Genomic DNA, 26,216 nt, shown 5'->3' on the forward strand with positions numbered 1-26,216 from the left:
GTTTCTGAAATGGCTGAACTCTCACAATGGTATAAATCATATATCAATCGGATTAGAATTAAAAATAAGAGAGTATGGTCTAATTACTTGTTTATGTGCGATAGAAACAAGGATAATGAAAAAGCACTTATTACATTCACTACTCCAAAAAAAGAAGCCTATTACAAGCTATTACACATTCAAGAGATAAAGAGATACTTTTCAAAGCTATTAAGCAATTTAAAAATAGATATAGATAAATTTGCAGTAATCGAATTAGGTCAAAGTATGAACAATCCTCACTTACATGTACAACTGTTTTACAATGACAAAGATTTAAAAAGAATTCAAAAAGCATATATTAAAACACTTGTTAAATTTAATCTACATGAAAAACTATGTGCATTTACAACAACAGATAAAACTAAAACACATATTAAATACTTCTCATATATTTTAAAAGAGTTTGGAATGCAGTTATCCGATAACGAACTTATGGACTTAGACATGGCAAGAAAGAGGCTCAGAGTTGAAGAAAATAGAAATATGCAATTTATCTCTCACTCTCATAATTTACTCCCTCATACCGTTTATAAGTATCTGTATCACAAGAAAAATATCAACTACTCTAAGGCTGACTTTTTTTATCATGAAAATTATTTGAATGTGAAAAAAAGTAAGAACACTAAAGGCTTTAAAATTCAATGGACTATTAAGCCTATACTAGAGGTTTTACTCTATCTATTCTTACCCTCTGAAAATGTACAAATACGACAAAAGATAGAATATAATAACAAGAGTAATAAGAAAGGTGCATTTAGCTCATTTTACATGGCTTTTTATACTAATTATGGGTTTACTTAAAGGTAGCTTAGAAATAAACTATTTATTTTCCTTTTGAACCACTTTTGGAACTTGAACTTGTTCCTTTTGTTTTTTGATTGCCATTTGAAGATTTAAACAAACCACTTGAACTACTCTGAGGCTTGCTATCAGGGACATGAATTGTCGTTATTTTTTTTGACATTTATTTTCCTTTTGAGTCACTTTTTATATTTGAGCTTACTGCTTTTGTTTTTTGATTACCTTGTGAAGATCTTACTAAACCACTTGCACTGTTAGCAATATGTTTACCTGGAACCTTTGTATGAATAAGTGTTGTTTTCTCTGACATTTATTTTCCTTTTGAACTAGTATTTGTTTGAGTATTTGTGCTTGAAGATTGGCTACTACTAAATAAACCCGAAGCACTTCTTTCATTGTTGCCCTTTGAACTACTTACTGTTTGAGAAGACTTTAATAAGCCACTGACACTATCTTGAGCAACAGCAATCTGACTATTACTCTGTGTATTACCTTTAGATTGATTTGACATTTTAACTTCCTTTTTTATTTGAATTATTAGAATCTTGTTTACTCTTAGTGGCTTTATTGACTGTAACAGTTTTAGTCACTTTAGAAGCTGGAACTAATCCACTTGCACTTTCAATACCATAGGATAAATTATCAGTTATGCTAATAGTATCTTCTGTTTTTTTATTTGACATATTGTTTTCCTTGTTTGGAGTGTTGATTACACTATCTTTTTTATACTCTAAAATATTTTTATTAGCTGTAATCATAACAATAAAAAATGCAGATATTAAAATTGAAATAAAAAATATCTTTTTCGCACATTTATCAAATTTCTTCATTTTAGTGTCTAGCAAAGATAATTTTAATTCTAATTTATTTTGTTCAACATTACCTTTTATATTGAACGAAATAATTGATTTATAGTAATCAGTGTTCAATTTCAATATTTCTAATAAAAGATATATTGTATATGAAAATCCACTTACAGCTAATAAAAAAGCTAAAAATGTAAAACCATAGAAGAAATCATTTTTAAAGGAATAATCATTTATTAAAAAAGCTAAAAGAAATCCAATACTTCCAACAGATAGACTTAACAACCTTTTGTCAAGTTCTGCATTATTTTCAATAAAGGCAGATAATACAACTTTATGCAGTTCTTCTGCACGAAATTGTTCTTCTGATTTAATATTCGCTTCTAAAAGTTTAATAAATTTATCTTCCAATTCTTTATCCAATTTTAAATCTAAGATTTTCATATATTATACTAAAATTTATTAAAAGCTTAAAAAAATATGTCAAATTGTCATGGTTTTTAAAAAAGAAATGAATTAAGAAAGATTTTGATACACTATTGATACACAAAAACAATACAAGGTTTCCAACGGATTCACTTTGTAAAGTCCTACTGCAAGGTAGTTAAGTTTTAAAAATTAGATTTCAGAAACATTGCAAATTCTAGTAATACACTCATTTTTATCTCTTTTTTTTAGAGATTATACAAAAATTTAATTAATAAAGTTTTGTTTTTGTATAATAAATATATAAATTAATACTAGGAAAAAAAATGAAAAAATTAAGTTTACTTTTAATGGCATTATCTTTAAGTTCAGTACTTATGGCAGATGCTTATAAAGGCTGTGTAGTTTGTCATGGTAAAGCTGGAGAGAGAGCAGCTCTTGGTGGTAAAAGTAAGGTAATTAAAGATATGACTAAAGCAGATATCGTTGCATCTATGAAAGGTTACCAAGATGGTACATATGGAGGAGCTATGAAAGCAATGATGGTTGAACATTCAAAAAATTTATCAGAAGCTGATATAAATGCAATTGCTGAGAAAATTGGAAAATAATTTGTAAAGAAAAATTTCCACCTCAAGTAAGGTGGAAATCATTTATAGTTTATTTAAAAGAAGTTCCACCATCTACGACGATGATTTGTCCTGTTAACCAAGAAGATGCTTCGTTGTTACATAGAAAAAGACAAGCACCTGTTAAGTCCGTTGGGTTACCCATACGACTAAGTGGAGAGCGTTTTTACAACTTCTGATTTTACTTCTTCATAATTTGGAAATGCTTTTAGAGCATCTGTATCGATTGGACCACCACTTACAGCATTTACACGAATTCCTTTTTCACCAAGTTCAGTGGCAGCATATTTTATCATTGTTTCTATGGCTGCTTTGTTTGTTGCATGACCAGAATAGTTTGGAGTATAAACAAGGTTACCAGTTGAACTCATAGAGATTATAGAACCACCACCAGTTAACTCCATTCTTTTTGCAGCTTCTTGTGCGCCAACAACAAAGGCACTAACAGTTGCTGTATAGATATTTGTCAAACCTTTTGGTTTAAGACGCATAAATGGAGCAAAACCACCAACAACAGAACGACCAGAAATAATAGCATTTGAAATGAAAAAGTCTAATCTATCAAAATCTTCATCAAATTCTTTGTAAACATCTTTATAAGTTAAAGGTTCTAAAATATCTAGCTTATATGCTTTTGATTTTATGCCATATTTACTCTGGATATCTTCAATTATTTCACTTGCTATCTCTGCGTTTGAAGCGTAAGTAAACGCAACATCACAGCCTTTTGCTGCAAAGGCATAAACCATAGCTTTACCGATACCACGAGTTCCACCACTAATAAATAAAACTTTTCCAGTCATTGTTTTTTCAGCCATTCTTAAAGTCCTTTGATGTCATAATTTTTCATAACTTCTTCTATTTTTTTTCATATTTTGTACACTTGGAGGTACAAGAGGAAGTCTGTATTCTAGTGTATCTATTAGACCTGCTATATACATAGCTGCTTTTATAGGAACAGGGTTTGATTCACAAAACATTACAGAGTTAAGAGGATATAGTTTATCGTTAATCGCTTTTGCTCCTGCAAAATCTCCAGCCAGTGCAAGTCTTACTAACTCACTTTTTAAATCAGGCATAAGATTTGATGTTACCGAAGTGATTCCAGCTCCACCATTTGCTAAAATAGGAAAGTCAATAGCATCATCTCCAGAAAATACTTTAAGCTCAGGACAACGAGAAAGAAGCTCAACTGTACGCTCTAGTGAACCTGTTGCTTCTTTTACACCATAGATATTTTTCACATCATTAAAAAGACGGATAGTTGTATCTGCTGATATATCTATACTTGTTCTTCCTGGTACATTATAAAGCATAAAAGGTAAGTCAGAAACTGAATCTGCTATGGTTTTATAGTGTTGGTAAAGACCTTCTTGAGATGGTTTAACATAGTAAGGACTCACTGAAAATATAGCATCTACACCACATTTTTGAGCACGCTTTGCCATAGTTACTGCTTCTGCTGTTGAGTTACTACCAGCACCTGCTAATACTTTAGTATTTGTACCTTTACAAACTTCAACTGCAATTTCCATACATCTGATATCTTCATCACTTGTAAGAGTTGCACTCTCACCCGTCGTTCCAACTGGACATACTGCATCCATACCGTTGTTTATTTGTCTTGTAATTAAAGCAGCATAAGACTGCTCATCTAGTTTTCCATTTTTAAACGGAGTAATTAGTGCCGTTGAAGAACCTGTTACTATATTCATCTGTTTAGCTCCTTATGATTATTTATTCGCAATTATATCAAAAAAGTGCTAATTTTATGCTAGAAATTTATCAAAATAGAGTTCTATTTTATCTTTTGAGTAAGAACTCTCTTTTTCTCTAATGCGGTAAACTTTTTTATAAAAGATATATTTTTCTATAATATTCATCGTATGAAATTTATCATAGATGCTAAGTAAAAAGTCACTTTTTATAGATAAATTTTTTGATTCAAGAGTTATGAAAATTTTATGAAAATCATCTATTTCTTTGATTGTGTGAGGGTTAATGTCTGAGTTTATAATGTAGTGAATTTCTTCAACACTAAAATTTTTTGACATAGTTTTAGCATAATAATCAAGAAGTAAGTTTATCTCTTGGTTTCTCTCTTTGTTGTAGTCTGCATGTTTTAGGTAGGAGTAAAGATCTGGTTTACTTTTTTGCCAATTATAAAGAGTGTTTACTTGAACTTCAAACCTTTGGCTTATCTCTCTGTTATTTAGCATCTAGTCTTTCTTTACTAAGATATGATAAGTAGCAGTACAGTACGCTACCATTGTATCTTTAGCAAAGAGTTCGATAGTTGTAAAAACAGTTCTCTTACTCTTGTTTACAACTCTTGCCTCAGCAGTTAGAACTTGTTCTCTTGCAGGTTTCAAGTAGTTTATTTTAAGTTCAATAGTAACAGCCGTTTGTTCTTTTTCTAAAGCAGAAACAGCAGCATACCAACCACAGTGGTCAGCTAAAGTAGCGATAGCACCACCATGAACTACACCAAAGTGCTGTTTATGATGTTGTTTTACATCAAAACCAAGTTGAGCGTAACCATCACCTAAATCAAGGACTTCACCACCAATATACTTTAAAAAGTCTATCTCTTCTTTATCAATTTCTTTAGTATCCATTATACCTCGCTAAGTAGATTTACACCATTGTTTTGAAGTGTTTTTATCGCGTGTTTTAGCTCTTTGTCTATAACTTTAAAGATAAACGCACCGATTTTGGCATTTGACAAAGTGTAAGTATATTCTATGTTTATGTTTTCTTTTGCAAGTGCCTTTATAACACTATTGAAACTACCAACATGGTCACTTATTTCAACTGCAAAAACATCAGTAAATCGAGAAGAAAATCCTTCTTTTTCTAAAACTGTTTTTGCTTTTTCATTGTCATCTACGATTAGCCTAAGTATACCAAAATCACTGGCATCTGAAAGGTTAATCGAATGAATTGATATATTATTGGATGCTAAGAGTGTAGTTTATATCACTTAACTCACCTTTTTTATTTTCTACAAAGATAGATAGTTGTTTTATGATGTTTGACATTTTATACCCTTTTATCTATGACTCTAACGGCTTTACCCATGCTTCTCTCGATAGTTCGAGGCTCTACAAGTTTGACATTTGCGTTTATATATAAGTTGTTTGCAAGTGATTGTTGAATATCTTTTTTTATTTTTTCCATTTCAGGGATTGAGTCACTCATAACATCCTCACTAACTTCTACTAAAATATCTATCTTATCAAGATGCCCTTTTTTATCGGCAATGATTTGATAGTTTAGAGTTACACCTTCTGCATTTGCTATGACATGTTCAACTTGAGAAGGGTAAACATTTACACCATTTACAATTATCATATCATCTACACGACCAACGATAGACTCCATACGCACCAAAGTTCTTCCACATTCACATGGGGAGCGATGAAGAGAAGTTATGTCCCCAGTACGATATCTAATGATAGGAAGAGCTTGTTTTGTAAGAGAAGTTATAACTAACTCACCTCTTTCTCCATCGGCTAAAACTTCGCCTGTTTTATGATCAACAATCTCAGGATAAAAATGGTCTTCATTTATATGTAAAAGTTTAGAATGTTTACAGCTTGAACTAACCCCTGGTCCGATTATCTCACTTAGTCCATAAACTTCGTGATAGTCAATCCCCCAAACGCGACTCACTTCTTCTTTAAGTCCATCACTTGTAGGCTCAGCTCCAAAGACTCCAGCTTTTAGTTTGAAGTCTTTAAGATAATCATTACCTGTTTTTTTAGCCGCTTCATACATATGAAGTGCAAAAGATGGAGTTGCAGCTAATATAGTCGCATTAAAATCTTTCATAAGTAAAATTTGTCTATCCGTAAAACCACTACTTACAGGAACAGTTGTAGCCCCGATAGTTTCAGCACCATTATGAAAACCTAATCCACCGGTAAAGAGTCCATACCCATAAGCATTATGAACAACATCATCAGCAGTTGCTCCAGCCATTGTAAAAACTCTTGCCATTACTTCATTCCAAACATCCATATCATGTTTTGTATAACCTACAACAGTTGGTTTACCTGTTGTTCCACTTGAACTATGAATTCTTACTACTTCACTCATTGGAACTGTGAAAAGCCCAAATGGGTAGTGATTTCGTAAATCTTGTTTTTTTGTAAATGGTAATTTTTCTATATCTTTTAGGCTTGTAATATCACTAGGTGTAAGTTCAAGTTCATCAAATTTTTCTTTATAAAAAGAGGTTAGTTCATAAACTCTTTTGAGAGTTTCTTGAAGTCTTGCAAGTTGAACTTCTTCAATTTTTTCTCTTGGAGCACCTTCAATTTCATTCCATAGCATTAAAGCTCCTTTGCATCTTCCATCGCTTGATTTAATATTTTTATATTTTGCTCGGCTACTTTAGCATTCATTTGAGTTATAGCATCTTTTACTTCTTGGATGCTAAAGGGGAAAGTTTTATCTGTCATTAGTGCAATACCTAGCATATAAACATTTAAACCTTGAATAGGGAACTCTCCTTTTTCAGCCTTATCAAATGCATCTACCTTTGCAAATCCAGCAAAAGGAAGAGTAGGGTACTCATCTTTAACTCTTGCATTTGTAACCATTGTTCCAGTTAGTTTTAAAAATGCTACATTTCTAAGACCTTCATTTTTCTCTAAAGATATCATTAAATCAGCTTGATTTTTATCAATAACAGGGTTAGTAAAACCACCTATTTTAATGTCACAAGAAACAGCACCGCCTCTTTGACTCATTCCATGGTTTTCAGTTCCTAAAAATGCTTCTCCACGATTACTAGCACAGATAGCTAAAACTTTTACTAAAAATACAACGCCTTGACCACCAAAACCTGCTATTACAACTTGATACTTCATCTTAGTTACCTCTTTTTAATAGTCAAAATCTTGAACAAAGGCATCTGTTGGACATACGATATCCAAACAACCACCACAACCTGCACACAGGAAAGGGTCTATCTCTATAACACCATCATCATTGTATTTCATAGGAGGACATTTATATACAGTTGTACATTGGTCACATGCTACACAAAGGTCAGCATCTACTTTAGCAAAAATATTTGGTATAAAATCATTAACTCTTTCTCTATCTAATACACAGAACTCTCTTACTATTACAACAGTAGGACCAGTAGCGTCTTTATGAACTTCTTTAACTTTTCTAAAAAACTCAATATTATCATTCATCTCATAAGAGTAATGATGTTCAAGACAATCTATTCCCATACCTTCAACGATTTTTTTAATGTCGATTTCTTTGTTGGCTCTTGCTGGTGTAGTTTGACGACCTGTCATTGCGATGGTTGAGTTATCGAGTATGACAAGAACAAATTTGTGGTTTTGATATACAGCATTTATAAGTGGAGGTATTCCTGAATGAAAGAATGTTCCATCTCCTATGGTTGCAACAACAGTTTTTTCTGGGTCACTAATAGAAAAACCACTTGCCATAGAAATACTGGCACCCATACAAAGAATACTATCTATTGCACCTTGAGCAAGGGCTAGTGTATAACAGCCTATATCAGATGGATAGATTGACTTTTTCTTTTTAAAAACTTTGGTAATTGCATAGTAAACATCACGATGTGGACAGCCGGGACACAGTGCTGGAGGTCTTGCTTCTACTTCAAAATCTAGTGAAGGTGGAGTAGCATAGATATTGTCACCATCATAAAAACCAATATTTTGGAATGCTTTTAAAATTCCTTCTTTAGTCATTTCATCTATTTGGTGAATCGAGTTTGTATTTTTACCATATACATTAGGTGAAGCAATTTGTTCTTCAACACATGGATAAGGCTCTTCAACAACTAAAACTTTATCATAAGACTTAAATCTATCTCTCATTTGCTCAACAGGAAGAGGATATGGCATAAGAACTTTTACAACATCAGCTTCTAGATTAAGGTCGCTTAGTGTTTCTAGTACAAAACCGTAACCAGTTCCACTTGTGATAATTAAAGTTTTTTTATCTTCACATTTATCAAATTCAGATTTTAAAAGATGGTCCCAGTTATACTCTTTGATAACTTCGATGCGATTTAATTGTTCTTTACCTTGTGGAAATCTGTCTTTTCTAGGTACCGCACCCCAACGAGGAATATTTCGTTTAAATTCACCCTTGTTTGGTTTAAAGTTTGTTTCATCATCCATTTCTATAATTTCACGAGCATGACATACACGCATAACAGGGCGAAGCATAACAGGAATTTGAAATTTTTCTGATAGTTCAATACCATATTTTGTTAAGTCATAAGCATCTTGCGGAGTTGCTGGGTCTAAAACAGGTATGCGTGCAAATTTTGCAAATACACGAGAATCTTGTTCTGTTTGTGAAGAGTGAAAACCTGGGTCATCAGCAGCAATAAGTAAAAAACCACCAAGATTTCCAATGTATGAAGCACTCATAAGTGGATCACTAGCTACATTTAGCCCAACTTGCTTCATTGTGGCACAGGTTCTTTTTCCAGCTATTGCACCTGCGTAAGCTACTTCAAAACCAACTTTTTCATTTGTTCCCCACTCTGCATATATGTCTAAGTTGAGTTTGTGTTTGATTTTTTGTACTTCAGTTAGAATCTCACTAGATGGAGTTCCTGGATAGCCACTAACCATATCAATATTTGCATGAACAATTCCCCAAGCAATTGCATCATTTCCCATTAATGTTTGTTTCATAAATCTTCCCATTTATAATTATTTATCTATAAAAGATATATTTGTGTTAATTTACATAATAATTGTATAAATTATGCTTAAATTAAAGTAAATTTATACAATTATTGTAAAATGTTAATATTAGAAGCTGTAATATGCAATTAAACGATATTCAGTAAAGTTCATTGTTTTTGATGCACCTGTATCTACCCAACTTTTTGGAAAGTTTGCTCTTGCTCTTAGTTTGAAGTTTTTAGTTACTTTATATATAAAGTCTAAATCTACTTCTTTAGTTTGCCAAGAATATCCACTTTGATAACCATTATATTTGCCGATGTCATATTGAAAATACTTTACCATTGCTAATAAGTCTAAACCTGTAAGTTGTTTTAGCTGATAATCAACTCCTATCATATAAGAAGCTGTATCTCCTAAGTTGGCATGTAAAGCCCCTTGAGAAATAATGAAAGGATTTGCCCCACCTAGAGCATTTATGATTGCTCCATCTAAAACTTTACCTTCATTTGCAGGAGTGTTTACATATCTTAAATCAATACCTAAACCATTTGAAAGACCAGCTTTAAACATCGCTCCGTATTGTGTTGAATCTACATCTTTATCAACTCCACCAACAGCAAAAGATTTTCCTAAAAGGTTGTCTCCAGCGCTATTTTGTTTTGTGTAAAAAGCAGATGCAAAAGTTTTTACACTTCCAAGTTTAGTTTTATAAGTAACTTTTGCCATTACTATATTCATAATATCATGAATATATTGATCCCAAATAGAGATAGTTAAACCTTTAACACCTGTGTAGTTTATGTTTGCATAAGTCATACCCATAGTGCTTTTTGTACTAGTAGTTCCTAAATAAACATCACTAATTTTTGCAAATTCTCCTACTTTGTACCCTGGACCAAAACCGTAAATAAGGCTTAATCTTGTAAGTGAACTATTCGGATTTAGTACACCGTTTGCAACAGGAACAGAATTAGCAAATCCATTTGTTTGGATTTTATTTATGTGACCTAACTCAAAACCAAGAGATTTAATGTCATTGTTTTTGATAACTAGACCTTCAAAAGTATTTGGTAACATTCTAAAGTTATTTGGAGCAGCAAAGGGAGTGTTGATACTTAACTGTCCAAACTTTACAGAAGTTTTTCCTGCTGTGTAACCGATGTAAGCTTCACCTAGTACACTATAACCTCCACCATCTTGACCAAAGAGAGTATTGTCATTTTCATAAGCATTTTCAGACTTCTTATCTACTTTGTTTGTAGTATAAAAAGTAGCACCGGCATCAAAACCATAATATTTACCAGTTTTGTAGCCTAGATGCCCACCAACTGATAGTCCATCTCTAGTATATTGAGAAGGGTTTTTACCAAAACCACTTCCCCAATCATACGAACGGTTTATATAAAAAGCTTTTAACTCACCACTTGCTTTTCCATTTTCAAAAGCTTCTTTTATTGTATCTGCTGACAAACTTACACTAGCAGTTAAAAGAGTTGCTAATACCAAACTAATTTTTTTCATCTATTTTCCTTTTTTTAGTCGTTAAAGCACTTCTCTAGATGTGCTTTATTTAATTTTTTAGTCATTAATGACACTATAATTGCGGTTAATATAGATAGAGGTAAGGCAATTATTAAAGCATCTACAAAGATAATATCTCCGCTTAAGAGTGAATCTTTACCAAAAATAGCTTTACTAACTCCTAGAGATTTTGCTTCTTTAAAGTGAACAAACAGAAGCCAAAAACTTGAAACTGATAAACCAACTAACATAGAGCTAATAGCTCCTGCTTTTGTCATTCCTCTCCAAAATAAGCCACCGACAAAACTAGGTAAAAATACACTAGCACAAAGAGCAAAAAATATAGCAGTAGAACGGGCAATAATTGCTGGTTGATCATCAAAGGCATAAGCAAGACTTACCGAGAAGATAATCATCACAACTACGCCTAATCTTGTAACAGTTATGGAGTTGTGATTTTTAGAGCTTAGTTGTTCAAAAAGGTCACGACCGACTGCTGTTCCCATGGTGTGAAACTGAGAAGAAAGTGTACTCATAGCTGCAGATACAAGAGCAAACAAAAAGATAAAAGCGAACCATTTTGGCATCGCAGTGTTTATAAAGTGAGGTATAACCTTACCAATAGAACCAGCACTTTGAAGTGCATTTTTACCTTCGTTAAACTCATAATACCAAGCATTTGAAAGCGCACCAACAATAAAAATAATTCCAGTCATAGCAACTATAAATAACGAGCCAATAAGAACTGCACGATTTAGCTCTTGTTTACTCTTAACAGTCATAAATCTTACAATAAGTTGTGGCTGAGCAAGAACACCAATACCAACACCCATAGTAATAGTTGTGATAACAAATAACCAACCCTTACTCATAAACACAGGCATAGAATTCCAACCTTCAAATCCCCAAAGAAGGGATAATTTCATCATAAAATCAGGTGAACCAGGTTTTAAAGTTTTTATACTAATTTGTGCGAGAGGGTCTATAACTGTTGCTTGCCAAACATGCTCTAGTTTTGTAAAAGCAGCAGTTACTCCACCAAGTGAGTCAAAAGTAACGACCATTAAAATTACCATCGCTACAAACATTATGGTTCCTTGAAGAGCATCTGTGAGCATAACTCCTTTAAGACCACCTGCAATTACATAAGCTGTTATGATTACAGAAAATACTAAAAGAGATAGATGATAATCTGCTCCAAAATAAAGTGCTATAAATTGTGTTCCACCAATAAGAACCGCTGTTGCGTAAAGAGGCATAAAAAGTAAAATGATTACGGCTCCAAAGATTTGGATAAATTTAGAGTCAAATCTTTTTGCAAGTAACTCTGGAAAAGTGTGTGCATTTAAACGATACCCCATTTTTCTAGTAGGATTTCCTAAAAATACAAAAGCGATAAAAATACCTACAAAGATATTAAAAACAGTAAGCCAAAGTAGTGAGTTACCAAGCCAAGCTGCAACTCCACCAAAACCAACAATAGCTGCCGTTGAGATAAAAGTAGCTCCATAACTAAGAGCCATAATAAAAGGATGTGTATCTCGTCCAGCTATAAGATAATCAGTAGAATTTTTAGTATCTTTATAACCTTTAAAGCCTAAGTAACCCAAAACTGCTAAGTATAGAATGATAATTATATTTTCAAAAGCACCCATTACAGTTCATCCTCTATGTTTTTTTCAGTCTTGTTCCACTCTTTAACATGAGCAGGTGGTTTTACATATCCATCTTTATTCCAATTTATTACTCCATAGATAACACTTGCCAAAGTACTAACTATTATAAGTAAAAAAGCCAGATTGATTCCAAAATCAAAATATTCCATACTTTACCTTTAACTATTGGTGATATTTCACAAATAATGTATTTTTAAATATTAATATTCTAATTATTGTAATAAATATATATTGACATTTAAGTTATTTCAATTATTACAAAGTTAAGCATAAATTAATATTAAAGTAATATAAAAAGTTATAATTTTTTTTTAAACTGTTCTTAAAGTAATGAATTGCTACTTTTGAGGGCACCTCTAAAAACCCAAGCAAATTAGCTCTTAACAAAAAAAAACGGCTTAATGAAAAATACAGGGGTCTAAAAAGTACTTGAAAGTATGCTATAAAAGAATCATTTACTCATCAAAAACTTGTATCAGCTTATAAAAGTTTGAGAACAAATTTACCTTACAACAAATGCTATAGATGGTAGAGTATTTTCTCCGATGAAAAAGCTACTTAAAATACATAATGGATTTACTAAAAGTTTGAAGTTGAAAATGGTTGATGATTATCTAGTCAGTTGTAAGAAAAAATGATTATTTAGACCCCTGTATTTTCATTAAGCCTAACATAACTAGATGCTATCTCAAAAAGAAAAGATGAAAAATTTAGTAGCTTTAAAAGCCTCAATTTTAGACCAAACATTTAGAGGTAAGTTGTAGCTAATTTTAAAACTCATTCCATATTAAGACAAATCCACTATAATCTTTTTAATAATTCACATACATTAGGCTTTTATTATGAGCGTACAACCTTTCACACATTTGCATCTACACACAGAGTATTCTCTTCTTGATGGAGCGAACAAACTTTCAAACTTAGTACCACGCCTAAAAGAGCTTGGAATGACTTCTGTTGCTATGACTGACCATGGAAATATGTTTGGTGCCATAGACTTTTATCAGCAGATGAAAGCAGCTGGAATAAAGCCTATCATAGGCATGGAAGGTTACATACATAACGGGGAAACTCTAAACGACAAAAGTACAAGACAGCGTTTTCATATTTGTCTTTTTGCTAAAAATCAAAAGGGTTATGAAAACCTTATGTATCTCTCTTCAAAGGCTTATATAGAAGGAATGTACTACTTTCCTCGTATAAATAAAAAAGAGTTAGCACTTCACAGTGAGGGTTTGATTTGTACTTCTGCTTGTCTTCAAGGTGAGGTAAACTGGCATCTAAACCTTGCAAATGAAAAAAATGTAAGAAATGGAGCCTTAGGTTATGATGGAGCAAAAGCTGTTGCATTAGAATATAAAGAGATTTTTGGAGATGATTTTTACCTTGAACTTATGCGTCATGGTATTGGTGACCAACTTTTTATTGATAACAATATTTTGAAAATCGCACAAGAAACAAATATTAAAATAATAGCTACAAATGATACGCATTACACTTTTCCAGGCGATGCACAGTATCATGAAGCATTTATGTGTATAGGTATGAATAAACTATATGATGACCCAAATCGTATGCGTCATTCTGTTCATGAGTTTTACTTAAAATCACCTGAGCAAATGGCTAGAATTTTTGCAGATATTCCTGAAGCCATAGCAAACACTCAGGAGATAGTTGAAAAATGTAACTTAGAGCTAAAGTTAGGTGACCCGATTCCTCCAAATTTTAAATTTACTCCAGAGTATGCTACGAAGGATGGCTTAGAAATAAATCACACAGATGATGAACCGTTAAGTCCAGATGCCTCACAAGAAGAAAAAAAGCTTTGGTTTAGTGCCATAGATAAAAATGACGCGGAGTATTTTACTTATAGATGCAAGGTTGGGTTAGAAGAACGACTAAAGCATGTAGCAGAGGAAAAACACGAAGAGTATAGAGAACGCTTAGAGTTTGAAATGGAGATTATAAACTCTATGAAATTCCCTGGCTATATGCTTATTGTTTGGGATTTTGTAAAGGTGGCAAAAGAAAAAGGCATCGCTGTTGGTCCAGGGCGTGGTTCAGCGGCTGGTAGTTTAGTAGCATATTCATTAGACATAACTGATATAGACCCTATGAAGTATGACTTACTTTTTGAGCGTTTTTTAAATCCTGAACGAGTATCGATGCCAGATATTGACATGGACTTTATGCAGGCTAGACGAGGGGAAGTAATAGATTATGTTGTACAAAAATATGGTAGAAATCAAGTAGCTCAAATCATAACCTTTGGTTCACTCTTAGCAAAAGGGGTTTTACGAGATGTTGCAAGAGTTTTAGATATGCCACTTTCTCAAGCCGATAAAATGGCAAAACTTATTCCTGATGAGCTTGGAATAACTTTAAATGGAAAGATGAAAAAAGGTGAGTTTATAGATGGAGCTTTTCAAAAAGAGCCTAAGATACAAGAACTCTTAAAAGAAGATGCAAATGCCGCGAGAGTTTGGGAGTTTGCTAAAAAGCTTGAAGGTTTAAAAAGAAATGCAGGAATTCATGCTGCTGGTGTTGTTATTTCAAATGAAGAATTATGGAAAAAAACACCTATTTATAAACCTTCAGGAGAAGATACTTTTGTTACTCAGTATTCACTAAATTATCTTGAAGATGTTGATTTAATCAAGTTTGACTTTCTTGGTTTAAAAACTCTTGATGTAATAGACAATGCAAAAAAACTTATAAAAAGAAGATATGACAAAACGGTAGACTGGCATAAAATAGATGAAAATGATGAAAAAGTATATGAAGTTATTCGTGGTGGAGATACAGTAGGAATGTTTCAAATAGAGTCTTCTGGTATGCAAGATTTGAACAAACGACTTAAACCTGATAGTTTTGAGGATTTAATTGCCGTACTTGCACTTTATAGACCTGGTCCTATGGAGTCTGGGATGCTTGATAGTTTTGTTGAGCGTAAACATGGTCGTGAGAAAATTGAATATACTTTTGATATTATGGAACCCATTCTTAAAAATACTTATGGGGTCATTGTTTACCAAGAACAAGTTATGCAAATTGTTCAAAATGTTGGTGGATTTAGCCTTGGATATTCAGATATTATCCGTCGTGCTATGGGTAAGAAAAAAGATATGGCAACATATAATGCAGAGTTTAGTGAAGGTGCTGCAAAACAAGGACACCCCTACGATGAGGCATCTAAGCTTTTTGACCTTATTGAAAAGTTTGCAGGATATGGTTTTAATAAATCTCACTCAGCAGCTTATGCTATGGTTACTTTTCAAACGGCATGGTTAAAAACTTACTATCCAAATGAGTTTATGGCAGCACTTTTGACATCTGATAAAGATAATATGGACAAAGTAGTTCGCTATATTGATGAAGTTAAGAGAATGGGCATAGAACTTTCTCCTCCTGATGTTAATGATTCTTATTTAGAGTTTTCAGCTATTACAAAAAATGATAAAGAGATTATTTTATTTGGTTTGGGCGCGATTAAAGGAGTCGGTGGTTCGGCTGTTGAGTCCATTATTCAAACTCGAGAAGAAGATGGAGAGTTCACTTCAATGGAGAACTTTGTAAATAGAATAGACCCATCAAAAGTAAATAAGCGCTTTATAGAATCAAGTATAAAATCAGGTGGCTTTGATAGATTCGGATTTTCGAGAAAAGCACTTCTTGACCAATTAGAACTCATAGTAGATACAGCTAAAGACGCATCTACTGCTAAAAAGAATGCAGTTGGAAGTTTGTTTGGAGATGATGAGGAAATAACTACTGTAAAACTCTCTCTTGTTAACTCAGATGAGTATGAGTTAAAAGAAATTTTAGAGTTTGAAAAAGACACTTTAGGATTTTATGTTTCAGGACATCCTCTTGATGAGTATAGAGAAAAACTTGATGAGCTAAACTACTCTCTTTCTTCAGAACTAGAAACCATTAAAGATGGCTCTTTTGCTATATTTATAGGGAAAGTTGAAGATATTCAAAATAAGATTTCTAAAAAAGGAAATCAGTTTGGCATAGTAAACCTGATGGACTTTCATGGGAACATAGAGATAATGCTTTTTAGCGATAAGTTGGAACAACTAAGAGAGATGAACCTTGATGAACCTGTTGCTTTTAAAGTTAAAATCACTCATACCGAGATGTTTACACGCATAGGTGTTACTAAAATTATGACACTCAGAGATGCAAAAAAAGAGTGTAAAAAAGTAAAAACAGAGGTAAGAGAAGCCCCTCCTGAAGCAATAAACTTGGCTGTAAAGTTAGACAGTGATACAAATGTTTTAGATGATTTATATAGACTCATAAGACAAAATCCAGGTAGAAGACCTCTCAAACTAACAATAATCTCAAAACTTCAAAATGTTGTAATAGAATCAGCCATAAGAGTAGATACTAATATTATAATGGCTTTAGAGGGTAATGAGGCTGTGGATATTTTAAGGTAACTATAGTTGATGCAAGCTAATAAAAATACTTTACATATGATTAGGATAAAACAAAAATGATAATAAAAGCTAATTATATAGATATAAATAGTCGAATTATTTTTCCGGCTTGTGTTGAGATAGAAAATACAAAAATTGTTTCAGTCACTAAAGTCAAAGAATCCTTTTCAACTTTTATACTCCCTGGATTTATTGACGCTCATATTCATATAGAAAGTTCAATGCTAATTCCATCTGAATTCGCAAGACTTGCTGTTAGACATGGAACTGTTGGAACTGTCTCAGATCCACATGAGATTGCAAATGTATTGGGTATTGAGGGTGTTGAGTTTATGCTCCAAAATGCTAATAATGTAAACTTTCACTTCAATTTTGGTGTATCTCCATGCGTGCCTGCTACTCTTTTTGAAACTAGTGGTGCTACACTCGATATAACTTCAGTTAAGCAATTACTTAAAAATCCAAAATTAAATCATTTAGCAGAGGTTATGGCATTCCCAAGTGTTGTAAAGAATGAGCCAGAGATAATGGCAAAAATCAAAGCAGCAAAAGAGTTGAATATTCCTATAGATGGTCATGCTCCTTTTTTAAGTGGTGATGATTTGAAAAAGTATATAGATGCTGGTATATCTACAGATCATGAAGCTAGTAGTTATGATGAAGCTAAAGAAAAACTCTCGCTTGGAATGAAAATACTTATACGAGAGGGTTCTGCTGCAAAAAATTATGAGGCTTTATCTCCACTTATAAAATCTTACTCTAATAGACTGATGTTTTGTTCAGATGATAAACATCCAAATGATCTCTTAGATGGGCATATAAACTCATTAGTCGTGCGAAGCATAGCACATGGTTATGACCTCTTCGATGTTTTAAAAATTGCTTGTATTAACCCAAAAGAACATTATAAGCTAGATATTGGAGGCTTGGAAATTGGAAAAAATGCTGATTTTATAGAGGTAAAGGATTTGGAGAGTTTTGAAGTTGTGCGAACTTATATTAATGGTGAAGTTGTATATGAAAACTCAAAAACTCTTATAGATTCCATTAGAGTCGAACCTATAAATAATTTTCATGCACAAAAATCTAAAGCTACAGATTTCATATTTGAATCTGGGTGTGATGAGATAGAGGTTATTCAAGTTATAGACCATGAACTATTTACAAAAGAGAAAAAGTATCATACGCATGAATATGGAAATTTTAATGTAGATATTGATGAAGATATATTAAAGATAGCAGTCATAAATCGTTATGAAGTGAGCACACCAGCTATTGGCTTTGTGAATGGATTTGATTTTAAAAAAGGTGCCATTGCTTCATCTGTTGCCCATGATTCTCATAATATCATAGTTGTTGGGTGTAGTGAGGAAGAGATGTCTAAAGCAGTTAATTTACTTGTGGCATCAAAGGGTGGGATTAGTATTGTTAATGGTGATGAAAGTATGCATCTTGGACTTGAAATAGCTGGAATTATGAGCAATCATGATGCATTTGAAGTTGCTAAAAAGTATGAAGAACTTGATTCATTTGTAAAAAACTCTCTTGGTTCAACTCTATCTGCACCATTTATGACACTTTCATTTATGGCACTTTTAGTTATTCCAGAAATTAAACTAAGCGATAAAGGACTTTTTGATGGTAGAGAATTTCACTTTATACCAACTTGTTCAAAAGGAGCATAATTATGAACCTATTTAAACTAAAAGAGAATAATACTGATATTAAAACAGAGATAACAGCAGGAACAACTACTTTTATGGCAATGTTATATATCATACCAGTAAATGCTTCTATACTTAGTGCTTCAGGTATGCCTTATGATGCTCTCGTAACAGCAACTATATTTATGACTATCTTTGCGTCTATATTAAATGGTTTTTACTCAAATACACCAATAGCGATGAGTGTGGGAATGGGTTTGAATGCTTACTTTAGTTTTGGACTTGTACAAGGTATGGGTATCCCATGGCAGAGTGCTTTAGGTGTAGTCTTTATCTCAGGTATTTTATATATTATCATAAGTGTCACACCTATTCGTAGGTGGCTAATAGAGACTATACCTATGGATATAAAAAGGGCTGTAATAGCTGGTATTGGTGCTTTTATTGCTTTTATTGGGCTTGAACAAACTAAAATTATTGTAGATTCTACAGCAACGCTTGTAACACTTGGAAATCTTTACGATGCTCAAGTTTTACTTGCTCTACTTGGTTTAGTCCTAGCTATCTTTTTTACAGTTAAAAAGTTTAAGGGTGCTTTTATGCTCTCTATCGTTTTAACAACTGCTGTTGCTTGGATGCTAGGCATACAAGAACTTCCAAAAGAGATATTCTCAATGCCAGCATCTATGGCACCTATCGCTTTTGAGTTAGATATCATGTCTGCATTGACACTATCAATGGTCCCAATAATCCTAATATTTTTAGTATCTGATTTATTTGATACTCTTGGTACACTTGTAGGTGTCGGTATGAGAGCAAATCTTTTTGAGGGTAAAAAATCAGTTCCTCTACAAAAAACTATAGAAGCAGATGCAATTTCAACAATGATTAGTGGTCTTGCTGGAGTAACTAGCACAACTTCATTTATAGAGAGTGCTGTAGGCGTTGAAGAAGGTGGACGAACTGGACTTAGTGCCATTGTTTGTAGGTTTGTTGTTTATACTGCCTTTGTTTTTACTTCCATTTTTTCAATCTATTCCATCAAATGCGATATATCCTATCTTGATTGTTATCGGTATTATGATGTTTGAAGAACTTAAAAACATAGACTACAAAAATAAAGCCATAAAATATAGTACATTTTTCATAGTTATGGGAATGCCACTAACATACTCCATAACAGATGGTTTACTACTTGGTGCTTTAGTATATGCTTTTGTAACCATAATAGAGGGTAAAATTAAAGAGATTTCTCCTGCTATGGGTATATTGGCTATAGTTGGTATCTTTGTATTTTTTGTATTGTAGATGCAATAGTTGCATTTTTATATCAGAAAAAAGCACCGCCAATTATGATAAAATCAACTTGAAAATTAATTAGGATTGGTATAAGAATGAACAAAGAAGATTTTAACGAAGGACTTTTAGGATTTTTAGATGCATCTCCTACTCCTTTTCATGCAACGAAAAACATGTCACAGATGTTTGAAAATGCTGGGTTTATAAAACTTTTAGAAGAGAAAAAGTGGGAACTTAAAAAGGTGAAAAGTATTTTGTAACTCGTAATGATTCTAGTATTATTGCTTTTACATATCCAGATGCCAGTGATTATACTATGGTTGGAACTCATACGGATTCACCGAATGTAAAACTAAAACCAAATCCTGTGATAAAAGAGCATGGAGTTGTGAAGTTTGGAGTGGAGTCTTATGGAGGTTTACTTTTAAATCCTTGGTTTGATAGAGATTTGTCTATTGCAGGGCGTGTTTCATATTTGAACTCAAAAGATGAAATAAAAGATGCACTTATCGATGTGAAAAAAGCTATCGCAATTATCCCGTCTTTAGCGATTCATCTTGATGATAAAGCTAACAAAGAAAGAACTGTAAATAAACAAACAGATATTTGTCCTATCTTAAGTACAAATGATGATTTTGAGTTTGAGGAGTTTTTAAAATGGCAACTCTCAAAGTTGGATATTTTAGATGTAAAAGAACTTTACGCAAATGAACTTAGTTTTTATGATACTCAAAAAGCTTCTTATGTGGGTTTAAACAATGATTTTATAGCTAGTGCAAGATTAGATAATCTTCTTAGTTGTTATGTTGGAATGTTAAGTATTTGTAGTGTAGATGCAACTGAACCTATGCTTTTTATTGCAAGTGACCATGAAGAAGTTGGCAGCGAATCTACAAGTGGAGCAGGGGGTAGTTTTTTAGAAAATACTCTAAAGCGAATGTTTGGCGACTATGATGAATATATGAAAATGTTAAGAACTTCATTGATGATTTCGTGTGATAATGCCCATGCTATTCACCCAAATTATGCATCTAAACATGACTCAAATCATGCTCCAAAAATTAACAAAGGTGTAGTTATAAAAGTAAATGCAAATCAAAGATACGCATCTAACTCTAAAACTATTTCAAAGTTTATGAAAGTGGCAAACTCTATCGACGAACCTTTACAAGAGTTTGTAACTCGTAGTGATATGGGTTGTGGTTCTACCATAGGTCCAATAACTGCAACTAGACTCGGTATTGATACTCTTGATGTTGGGCTTCCTACTTTTGCGATGCATTCTATAAGAGAGTTAGCGGGAAGCGATGACGCTCATTCTCTTTATAAAATTTTAGTTAATTTTGGAGTATAGACAATTATGTCAAATCAAGCAGTAACACCACAAGAGTTAAACCTTTTAATAGAACAAACTTACAAGGTTGAAAAAGAGTTTAATGAACTAAAAGCTTCTTATGCTCATTTACAAGATACTGTTGAAAAAGTTGTTGAGTTCTTGCCAAATGCAATCTGGATTGTAAATCATGACAATACTGTATTTTTACAAAACTCAAAAGCTAGAGATTTGTGGGAGTTGTTAAAACTTTTAGAGTTTAAAGATGATGATTATGAGATAAAGTTTAACTCCTTGTCTTATCTTGTAAAAAGTTCAAATTATAAAGAAAAAATGATGTTCAGTGTTATCGATATAACTGAACAAAAACGAAAAGAAAACCTTGCGACAATGGGACAGATGGCAGCGCATCTTTCCCATGAGATAAGAAATCCTATAGGTTCTATTTCTTTGCTTAGTTCAACTCTTAAAAAGCGTGTTATTCCTGAAAATATCCCAATAGTAGAAGAGATACAAAAGTCCGTTTATCGCATAGACAGAATTATAAAAGCAACGCTTATGTTTAGTAAGGGTGTAGAAGTTGCAAAGTCATCATTTATGTGGAGTGATTTAAAAATTCTATTGATATGTCCATTGGCTATTATGGCTATTCTAAAGAAATCTCTTTTATTTTTCCTCAAGATGATTTTAAAATAAGTGCCGATAAAGACCTTTTAGAGATGCTGTTTTCTAACTTTATCGCAAATGCCATAGATGCTATTGAACTTGATGATAATGAAGATGGTGTTATTGAGATTATTTATAAATGTGATAAGAAGTATCATGTTTTTCATATTTATGACACAGGCGTCGATATAGAGAGTGAACAAGATTTATTTGAAGCTTTTAAAAGTACAAAAGTAAAAGGCAATGGTTTAGGTTTGACACTTTGTAGGCAGATTGCTGAGGCACATAATGGCTCTGTAAATATTTTAAAAAGCCAAAGAAAATGTTTTGAGATAAAAATCTCTATATAATATTTGATTAAGGTTGGTATAAAAATTGCTTTTGTTCAATATAATTTATTTAAGGGTTTTATGAATGTCAATAAACCATAAAGATATAACATCTCTTTTAGAGTTTGTAAAAATAGATAGGTTCTATGTCGTTTGCCACTTTAGATGCAAGGTTACAAATAAAACTATTATTTCTACTGTTCCATTTGAGCCATACGATGGAAAGATAGAAATCTCTTGGCAAGATGTTTTAATGCATCCCATTGACTCATATAACAGGTACTATCACACTCCTATAACCATTTATAATCATGATAGTCATGATACTATTGTCCTAAAAGCTTTTGAAAAAATTTCAAAATATTTTGAATGGAGCCATAGTTACAATAGTTATGTATATACAGCAAAAAAAGGGTTAAGTTATGAGCAAAAAGTTAGTTGAAGTAGAAGGAGTGACATTGCCCTTTAAATCTTATGAAGAAGATGGACTTACTATTTATGAGTTTGATGCAAGAGAGTGTCAGCCACCAGAACCTATGGTAAATACCATTAGAGGTTTGAGTCTTTTAAAAAGTAAAACAGATAGACTTGTAGGTTTTTTCTTTCATGAGCCTTTTCCACTTTACCAAAGAATCCCACTTACTATATCGCATGAAGCAGAGGAACTAGAAGATGGAGAGTTTAAAATTACTTTTAAGATAGAGAGTTAAACACTATTGTAAACTCTGCTCCTTCTTTATTGTTTGAGGCACTAAGAACACCATCTATTGTTTGCTCAACTATCATTTTTGACATATAAAGTCCCATTCCTGTTCCTTTGCCTTGCTCTTTGGTTGTAAAGTATGGTTCAAAAATTCTTTCAATTATTTTTTTATCGATTCCACCTGCATTATCACTAATAATTATCTTGTTTTTGTTTAAAAAGACAAATATTTTTCCTTGAACTATTTTTTTCTCTATCAAAGCATCTTTGGCATTTGTTATTAAGTTCAATATAACTTGTAAAAATTCACTCTCAATAGTAGTTAATTTAAAATCTTCTCCTAAAACTTTTATAGTTATATTTGAATTATTTAGTTGAGCGGATTGAATTGAAATTGTAGTAAAAATAGCTTCTTTAACACTGAATGTCTTTTTAATTTTATCTATTCTAAAAAAGTTTCTAAAATCATCTATTGTTTTACTCATAAAGTTCATTGTTTTTGTTTGCTTAAGTATAAAAGAGTCTAAAAACTCAGCATCTATTAGCCCATCTGCATAATCATCATCTAAGTTTTGTATATGTATATTTAAAGAGTTTAAAGGTTGTCGCCATTGGTGTGCGATAGCTCCAACCATCTCTCCCATCGCAGCAAGTTTTGATTGTTCTTGCATGATTTTATCTTTTTTTATAAGTTCATTTGTTTGTTTCTTTACTTCTTCTTGAAGATAAACTTTTGTTATTATAATCCTATACAATAAAAATAGTATTATTGAGAAAATAATGAATGAAAAAAAGTTAATAAGCTTATATTGTAAAAGAATATTTATGATATGTTTTGAATCAGTATATGAAACTATATATGCTGATGTATTTTTATTTTTTATACTTTGAATAGGTAAAAATGCTAAAATTTGTGCTTTATCTTTATATACACTAAAATATGCAAATTTTTTCTGATTATTCATATTTTTTTTGATTAATTTTTTATTAGGTTTAATTATATATTCTGCTAAGTCATCTGTATCTATTTTATCTTCATTGTGTGTAGATGTAAACATATAACCATCATTTTCTATACTTTGTTTATAGTCTAAAAGTAGATATTTTTTACTCAATGTTTTAGTATTATACATATCTTTTTTTATAAGAAAGTGAGAGTATATTTTATTTACATTTGTTAAGTTATTTTGCATTACTCTAGAACTAAAAGATATCTCATAACACCCTATATATCTTTTGTTTGCATCAAAAAGAGGAAAAACATTTCTAAAAGAGTGTGCAGTTTTCCCTTGTTCAAACCCAGAACTTGCCTTGTATGTTTTGTTAGTATAAACTAAAGTGTATCTAACTTGGCTAAGATTATCTCCAAACTTATCAACTCTGTGCATTCTTAAAAATGTCGTATTATCTGGAAGTGTGAACTGAAACTGAAGAACACCTTTCATTTTCATAGCTTCATATTTTATATATAGATAATTGTAAAGAATTTTTTCTTAATTTTGCTCTTTGCTCTTCATTAGCCGTTGTCGCTTTAGACATTATATCAATAATTTTTGGATTGCGTTTGAAAAGATAATCCATGGCATTAACATCTATTGTGTTATGGTTTAGGGTAATGTCAAAGTTAGTTTGGAGTACTTTTAAAGCTTCATTTAGTTCATTTTTTATAAGAGTTTCACGATTAAGAGTATTTATATAATATATTGAAAATATTAAAACAATAAAAACTAAAACAAATTTTAATTTTAGTATCAAACGATACTTCTTAAGCAGTTTCTACCACTATGCTTTGCTTCATAAAGTGCGTCATCTGCTCTTTTAAATATAGACTCTTTGGTATCACCTTCTTTGTATGAACTTAGTCCAAAACTAGCTGTTACTTCACCTGCTGATTTGTGTTTCATATTTTGTATTATTTTTCTAAAATTTTCAGTAAGGTTTGTAGCAATTTCTAAGTTCGTACTTGTGAAAAGTATAACAAACTCTTCTCCTCCCCATCTTGCAAAGAAGTCGCTTTCTCTTTTGTTTTTTTCTATATTTTGACTGAGCATTGTTAATATTTCATCACCTACAAGATGACCAAACTTATCATTAAAGTTTTTAAAATAATCTATATCCAAAACTGCAAGAGATAATTCTCTATTGTACCTTTTTGATTGAGTAAGTTCATATTCAAAAACTTCTTCAAATTTTTCTCTATTACTTACACCCGTAAGAGAATCTTTGTATACTTTTTTTTCAGTAGCTTCTTTTTCTTGGCTTAATTTTGTTATATCAGTAAAGTTTATCAAATAATTTATATCATTAATTTTGGATATATTTATAAAAAATGATTTAATATTATTTTTACAATTTTTTAATTTTACTATTCTTGATGTTTCATCAATTTTTTGAATAAATTTATAAAAATCTATGTTGTTTTGTGAACTTGCTAAAATATTATTTTTGTTTATGATTTGATTTTCATCACTAAATATATCTAAAAAAGTATGAATTTTACTTTGAAATTCATCCATGCCCGAAACACAAAAAAAGTTTAAAAAAGAGGTGCTTGCAAATGAAACATTAGTAGTGTTAGTGATAACTGTCATACTATTTTCTGAGTCTATGATGTGTTGAAGTATATCTCTTTGTTCTTTGTTTTCTTTTTCTAGCATAATTCTTTTAGAGAGTTTTTGCACTAAAGATTGAAGTGATTTTTTTTGTACAGGCTTAAGTAAATACCCTTCTGCATGAAGCTCTATAGCTTCTAAAAGATAAGCACTTTCGCTATGAGCAGTAGTAAAGACTATATTTACATCTGCATCTATCTTTTTGATTTCTTTTGCCATCTCTAAACCGTCCATAATAGGCATCTTAATATCAGTGATAACTATATTTGGTAGATGCTTTTTGAAAAGCTCTAAGCCTTCAAGTCCATTTTGAGCAGTATAAAGAGTGTCTGAAACTCTACTAAGTGCTTTTGCATAACCTTCTAAAATATCTTTTTCATCTTCAACATAAAGAATTGTTATTTTTTCTTTGTAACTGTCCATAATACTTCCTATTACTTATCTTACATTAACTATTTTTAACTATAAATAAAATTAATTTATTAAAATTAATTTTTATCTATCTTTATTATTAAAAGTATCGAAATGAAAATGATTCTAAATCTATTTTAAAGTTAATT

At 31.8% G+C, this 26,216-nt stretch carries 26 protein-coding genes and 3 pseudogenes; 11 read left to right on the forward strand and 18 right to left on the reverse strand.

Annotated features, from left to right (window positions below; translation table 11 throughout):
- The first annotated feature begins 9 nt into the window (after positions 1-9).
- Positions 10-843, forward strand: a complete 834-nt coding sequence (locus MOV50_RS11920) for a hypothetical protein (RefSeq protein WP_321778125.1) — start codon at positions 10-12, stop codon at positions 841-843.
- 22 nt (positions 844-865) lie between these two features.
- On the opposite strand, the gene MOV50_RS11925 is transcribed toward MOV50_RS11920, so the two are convergent.
- The 4 genes from MOV50_RS11925 to MOV50_RS11940 are packed head-to-tail and all read right to left on the reverse strand — an operon-like array spanning position 866 to position 2,093.
- The gene (locus MOV50_RS11925; RefSeq protein ID WP_321778126.1) at positions 866-1,006 is read right to left on the reverse strand and encodes a hypothetical protein; all 141 of its coding nucleotides are present in this window, start codon (positions 1,004-1,006) and stop codon (positions 866-868) included.
- Positions 1,007-1,153, reverse strand: a complete 147-nt coding sequence (locus MOV50_RS11930) for a hypothetical protein (protein ID WP_321778127.1) — start codon at positions 1,151-1,153, stop codon at positions 1,007-1,009.
- Entirely contained in the window at positions 1,154-1,354 is a 201-nt protein-coding gene (locus tag MOV50_RS11935; RefSeq protein WP_321778128.1) for a hypothetical protein, read from the reverse strand. It lies immediately after the preceding gene.
- A 1-nt stretch (position 1,355) separates the two neighbouring features.
- Positions 1,356-2,093 carry a hypothetical protein gene (locus tag MOV50_RS11940; protein WP_321778129.1) on the reverse strand — a complete coding sequence of 246 codons (738 nt, stop codon included), beginning with the start codon at positions 2,091-2,093 and terminating at the stop codon, positions 1,356-1,358.
- 308 nt (positions 2,094-2,401) lie between these two features.
- Between MOV50_RS11940 and MOV50_RS11945 the strand changes: the two genes are divergently transcribed.
- Positions 2,402-2,686 carry a c-type cytochrome gene (locus MOV50_RS11945; protein ID WP_321778130.1) on the forward strand — a complete coding sequence of 95 codons (285 nt, stop codon included), beginning with the start codon at positions 2,402-2,404 and terminating at the stop codon, positions 2,684-2,686.
- 49 nt (positions 2,687-2,735) lie between these two features.
- On the opposite strand, the pseudogene MOV50_RS11950 reads toward MOV50_RS11945, so the two are convergent.
- The 11 genes and pseudogenes from MOV50_RS11950 to MOV50_RS12000 all read right to left on the reverse strand — a co-directional run bounded on the left by MOV50_RS11950 (position 2,736) and on the right by MOV50_RS12000 (position 12,751).
- Positions 2,736-3,522, reverse strand: a pseudogene (locus MOV50_RS11950) (enoyl-ACP reductase).
- A 2-nt stretch (positions 3,523-3,524) separates the two neighbouring features.
- Positions 3,525-4,419 (reverse strand): annotated as a pseudogene (gene dapA / locus MOV50_RS11955) (4-hydroxy-tetrahydrodipicolinate synthase).
- A gap of 54 nt (positions 4,420-4,473) precedes the next feature.
- Positions 4,474-4,923, reverse strand: a complete 450-nt coding sequence (locus MOV50_RS11960; RefSeq protein ID WP_321778131.1) for a hypothetical protein — start codon at positions 4,921-4,923, stop codon at positions 4,474-4,476.
- Positions 4,924-5,322 carry a PaaI family thioesterase gene (locus MOV50_RS11965; RefSeq protein WP_321778132.1) on the reverse strand — a complete coding sequence of 133 codons (399 nt, stop codon included), beginning with the start codon at positions 5,320-5,322 and terminating at the stop codon, positions 4,924-4,926. It abuts the gene before it with no gap.
- Positions 5,322-5,654 carry an amino acid-binding protein gene (locus MOV50_RS11970; protein ID WP_321779673.1) on the reverse strand — a complete coding sequence of 111 codons (333 nt, stop codon included), beginning with the start codon at positions 5,652-5,654 and terminating at the stop codon, positions 5,322-5,324. The genes MOV50_RS11965 and MOV50_RS11970 overlap by 1 nt, the downstream gene beginning before the upstream one ends.
- A gap of 92 nt (positions 5,655-5,746) precedes the next feature.
- The gene (locus tag MOV50_RS11975) at positions 5,747-7,042 is read right to left on the reverse strand and encodes a phenylacetate--CoA ligase (RefSeq protein WP_321778133.1); all 1,296 of its coding nucleotides are present in this window, start codon (positions 7,040-7,042) and stop codon (positions 5,747-5,749) included.
- On the reverse strand, positions 7,042-7,581 hold the full coding sequence (locus tag MOV50_RS11980; RefSeq protein ID WP_321778134.1) for a 2-oxoacid:acceptor oxidoreductase family protein: 540 nt from the start codon (positions 7,579-7,581) through the stop codon (positions 7,042-7,044). Before MOV50_RS11980 ends, MOV50_RS11975 begins: the two co-directional genes overlap by 1 nt.
- Before the next feature lie 15 nt (positions 7,582-7,596).
- Positions 7,597-9,408 carry a thiamine pyrophosphate-dependent enzyme gene (locus MOV50_RS11985; protein ID WP_321778135.1) on the reverse strand — a complete coding sequence of 604 codons (1,812 nt, stop codon included), beginning with the start codon at positions 9,406-9,408 and terminating at the stop codon, positions 7,597-7,599.
- Positions 9,409-9,528: 120 nt separating this feature from the next.
- Positions 9,529-10,926, reverse strand: coding sequence for an OprD family outer membrane porin (locus tag MOV50_RS11990; protein ID WP_321778136.1), 1,398 nt, complete (start codon positions 10,924-10,926; stop codon positions 9,529-9,531).
- 14 nt (positions 10,927-10,940) lie between these two features.
- Entirely contained in the window at positions 10,941-12,581 is a 1,641-nt protein-coding gene (locus MOV50_RS11995; protein ID WP_321778137.1) for a sodium:solute symporter family protein, read from the reverse strand.
- Positions 12,581-12,751: a symporter small accessory protein gene (locus tag MOV50_RS12000; protein ID WP_321778138.1), complete on the reverse strand. Its 171-nt coding sequence runs from the start codon at positions 12,749-12,751 to the stop codon at positions 12,581-12,583. The genes MOV50_RS11995 and MOV50_RS12000 overlap by 1 nt, the downstream gene beginning before the upstream one ends.
- Positions 12,752-13,444: 693 nt before the next feature.
- Here MOV50_RS12000 and dnaE point away from each other — a divergent pair.
- The 9 genes and pseudogenes from dnaE (at position 13,445) to MOV50_RS12045 (ending at position 23,051) form a co-directional block, all read left to right on the forward strand.
- Positions 13,445-17,050 carry a DNA polymerase III subunit alpha gene (gene dnaE / locus MOV50_RS12005; protein ID WP_321778139.1) on the forward strand — a complete coding sequence of 1,202 codons (3,606 nt, stop codon included), beginning with the start codon at positions 13,445-13,447 and terminating at the stop codon, positions 17,048-17,050.
- A 56-nt stretch (positions 17,051-17,106) separates the two neighbouring features.
- Positions 17,107-18,735: an adenine deaminase gene (gene ade, locus MOV50_RS12010; protein WP_321778140.1), complete on the forward strand. Its 1,629-nt coding sequence runs from the start codon at positions 17,107-17,109 to the stop codon at positions 18,733-18,735.
- Between the two features lie 2 nt (positions 18,736-18,737).
- A pseudogene (locus tag MOV50_RS12015) lies at positions 18,738-20,022 on the forward strand (NCS2 family permease).
- Between the two features lie 86 nt (positions 20,023-20,108).
- Positions 20,109-20,273 (forward strand): hypothetical protein, encoded by a 165-nt coding sequence (locus MOV50_RS12020; protein ID WP_321778141.1) that lies wholly within the window; start codon positions 20,109-20,111, stop codon positions 20,271-20,273.
- Positions 20,274-20,293: 20 nt separating this feature from the next.
- Positions 20,294-21,367 carry a M18 family aminopeptidase gene (locus tag MOV50_RS12025; RefSeq protein ID WP_321779674.1) on the forward strand — a complete coding sequence of 358 codons (1,074 nt, stop codon included), beginning with the start codon at positions 20,294-20,296 and terminating at the stop codon, positions 21,365-21,367.
- Between the two features lie 6 nt (positions 21,368-21,373).
- The gene (locus tag MOV50_RS12030) at positions 21,374-22,042 is read left to right on the forward strand and encodes a histidine kinase dimerization/phospho-acceptor domain-containing protein (protein ID WP_321778142.1); all 669 of its coding nucleotides are present in this window, start codon (positions 21,374-21,376) and stop codon (positions 22,040-22,042) included.
- Complete coding sequence (locus MOV50_RS12035; RefSeq protein WP_321778143.1) at positions 21,973-22,362, forward strand: ATP-binding protein; 390 nt, start codon at positions 21,973-21,975, stop codon at positions 22,360-22,362. Before MOV50_RS12030 ends, MOV50_RS12035 begins: the two co-directional genes overlap by 70 nt.
- A gap of 64 nt (positions 22,363-22,426) precedes the next feature.
- The gene (locus MOV50_RS12040) at positions 22,427-22,783 is read left to right on the forward strand and encodes a hypothetical protein (RefSeq protein WP_321778144.1); all 357 of its coding nucleotides are present in this window, start codon (positions 22,427-22,429) and stop codon (positions 22,781-22,783) included.
- A complete protein-coding gene (locus MOV50_RS12045) occupies positions 22,764-23,051 on the forward strand; it encodes a DUF2249 domain-containing protein (protein ID WP_321778145.1) in 288 nt (95 codons plus the stop codon). The genes MOV50_RS12040 and MOV50_RS12045 overlap by 20 nt, the downstream gene beginning before the upstream one ends.
- Here MOV50_RS12045 and MOV50_RS12050 read toward each other — a convergent pair.
- Genes MOV50_RS12050 through MOV50_RS12060 form a run of 3 tightly spaced genes read right to left on the reverse strand, consistent with a single transcriptional unit; the run spans position 23,035 to position 26,079 of the window.
- On the reverse strand, positions 23,035-24,495 hold the full coding sequence (locus MOV50_RS12050) for a sensor histidine kinase (protein WP_321778146.1): 1,461 nt from the start codon (positions 24,493-24,495) through the stop codon (positions 23,035-23,037). The genes MOV50_RS12045 and MOV50_RS12050 overlap by 17 nt on opposite strands.
- 4 nt (positions 24,496-24,499) lie before the next feature.
- On the reverse strand, positions 24,500-24,799 hold the full coding sequence (locus MOV50_RS12055; protein WP_321778147.1) for a hypothetical protein: 300 nt from the start codon (positions 24,797-24,799) through the stop codon (positions 24,500-24,502).
- Positions 24,796-26,079 (reverse strand): diguanylate cyclase, encoded by a 1,284-nt coding sequence (locus tag MOV50_RS12060; RefSeq protein WP_321778148.1) that lies wholly within the window; start codon positions 26,077-26,079, stop codon positions 24,796-24,798. The genes MOV50_RS12055 and MOV50_RS12060 overlap by 4 nt, the downstream gene beginning before the upstream one ends.
- Between the last annotated feature and the right edge of the window lie 137 nt (positions 26,080-26,216).

Origin of the sequence: Sulfurimonas sp., assembly GCF_029027585.1 — a bacterium.
Taxonomy (GTDB): Bacteria; Campylobacterota; Campylobacteria; order Campylobacterales; family Sulfurimonadaceae; genus Sulfurimonas.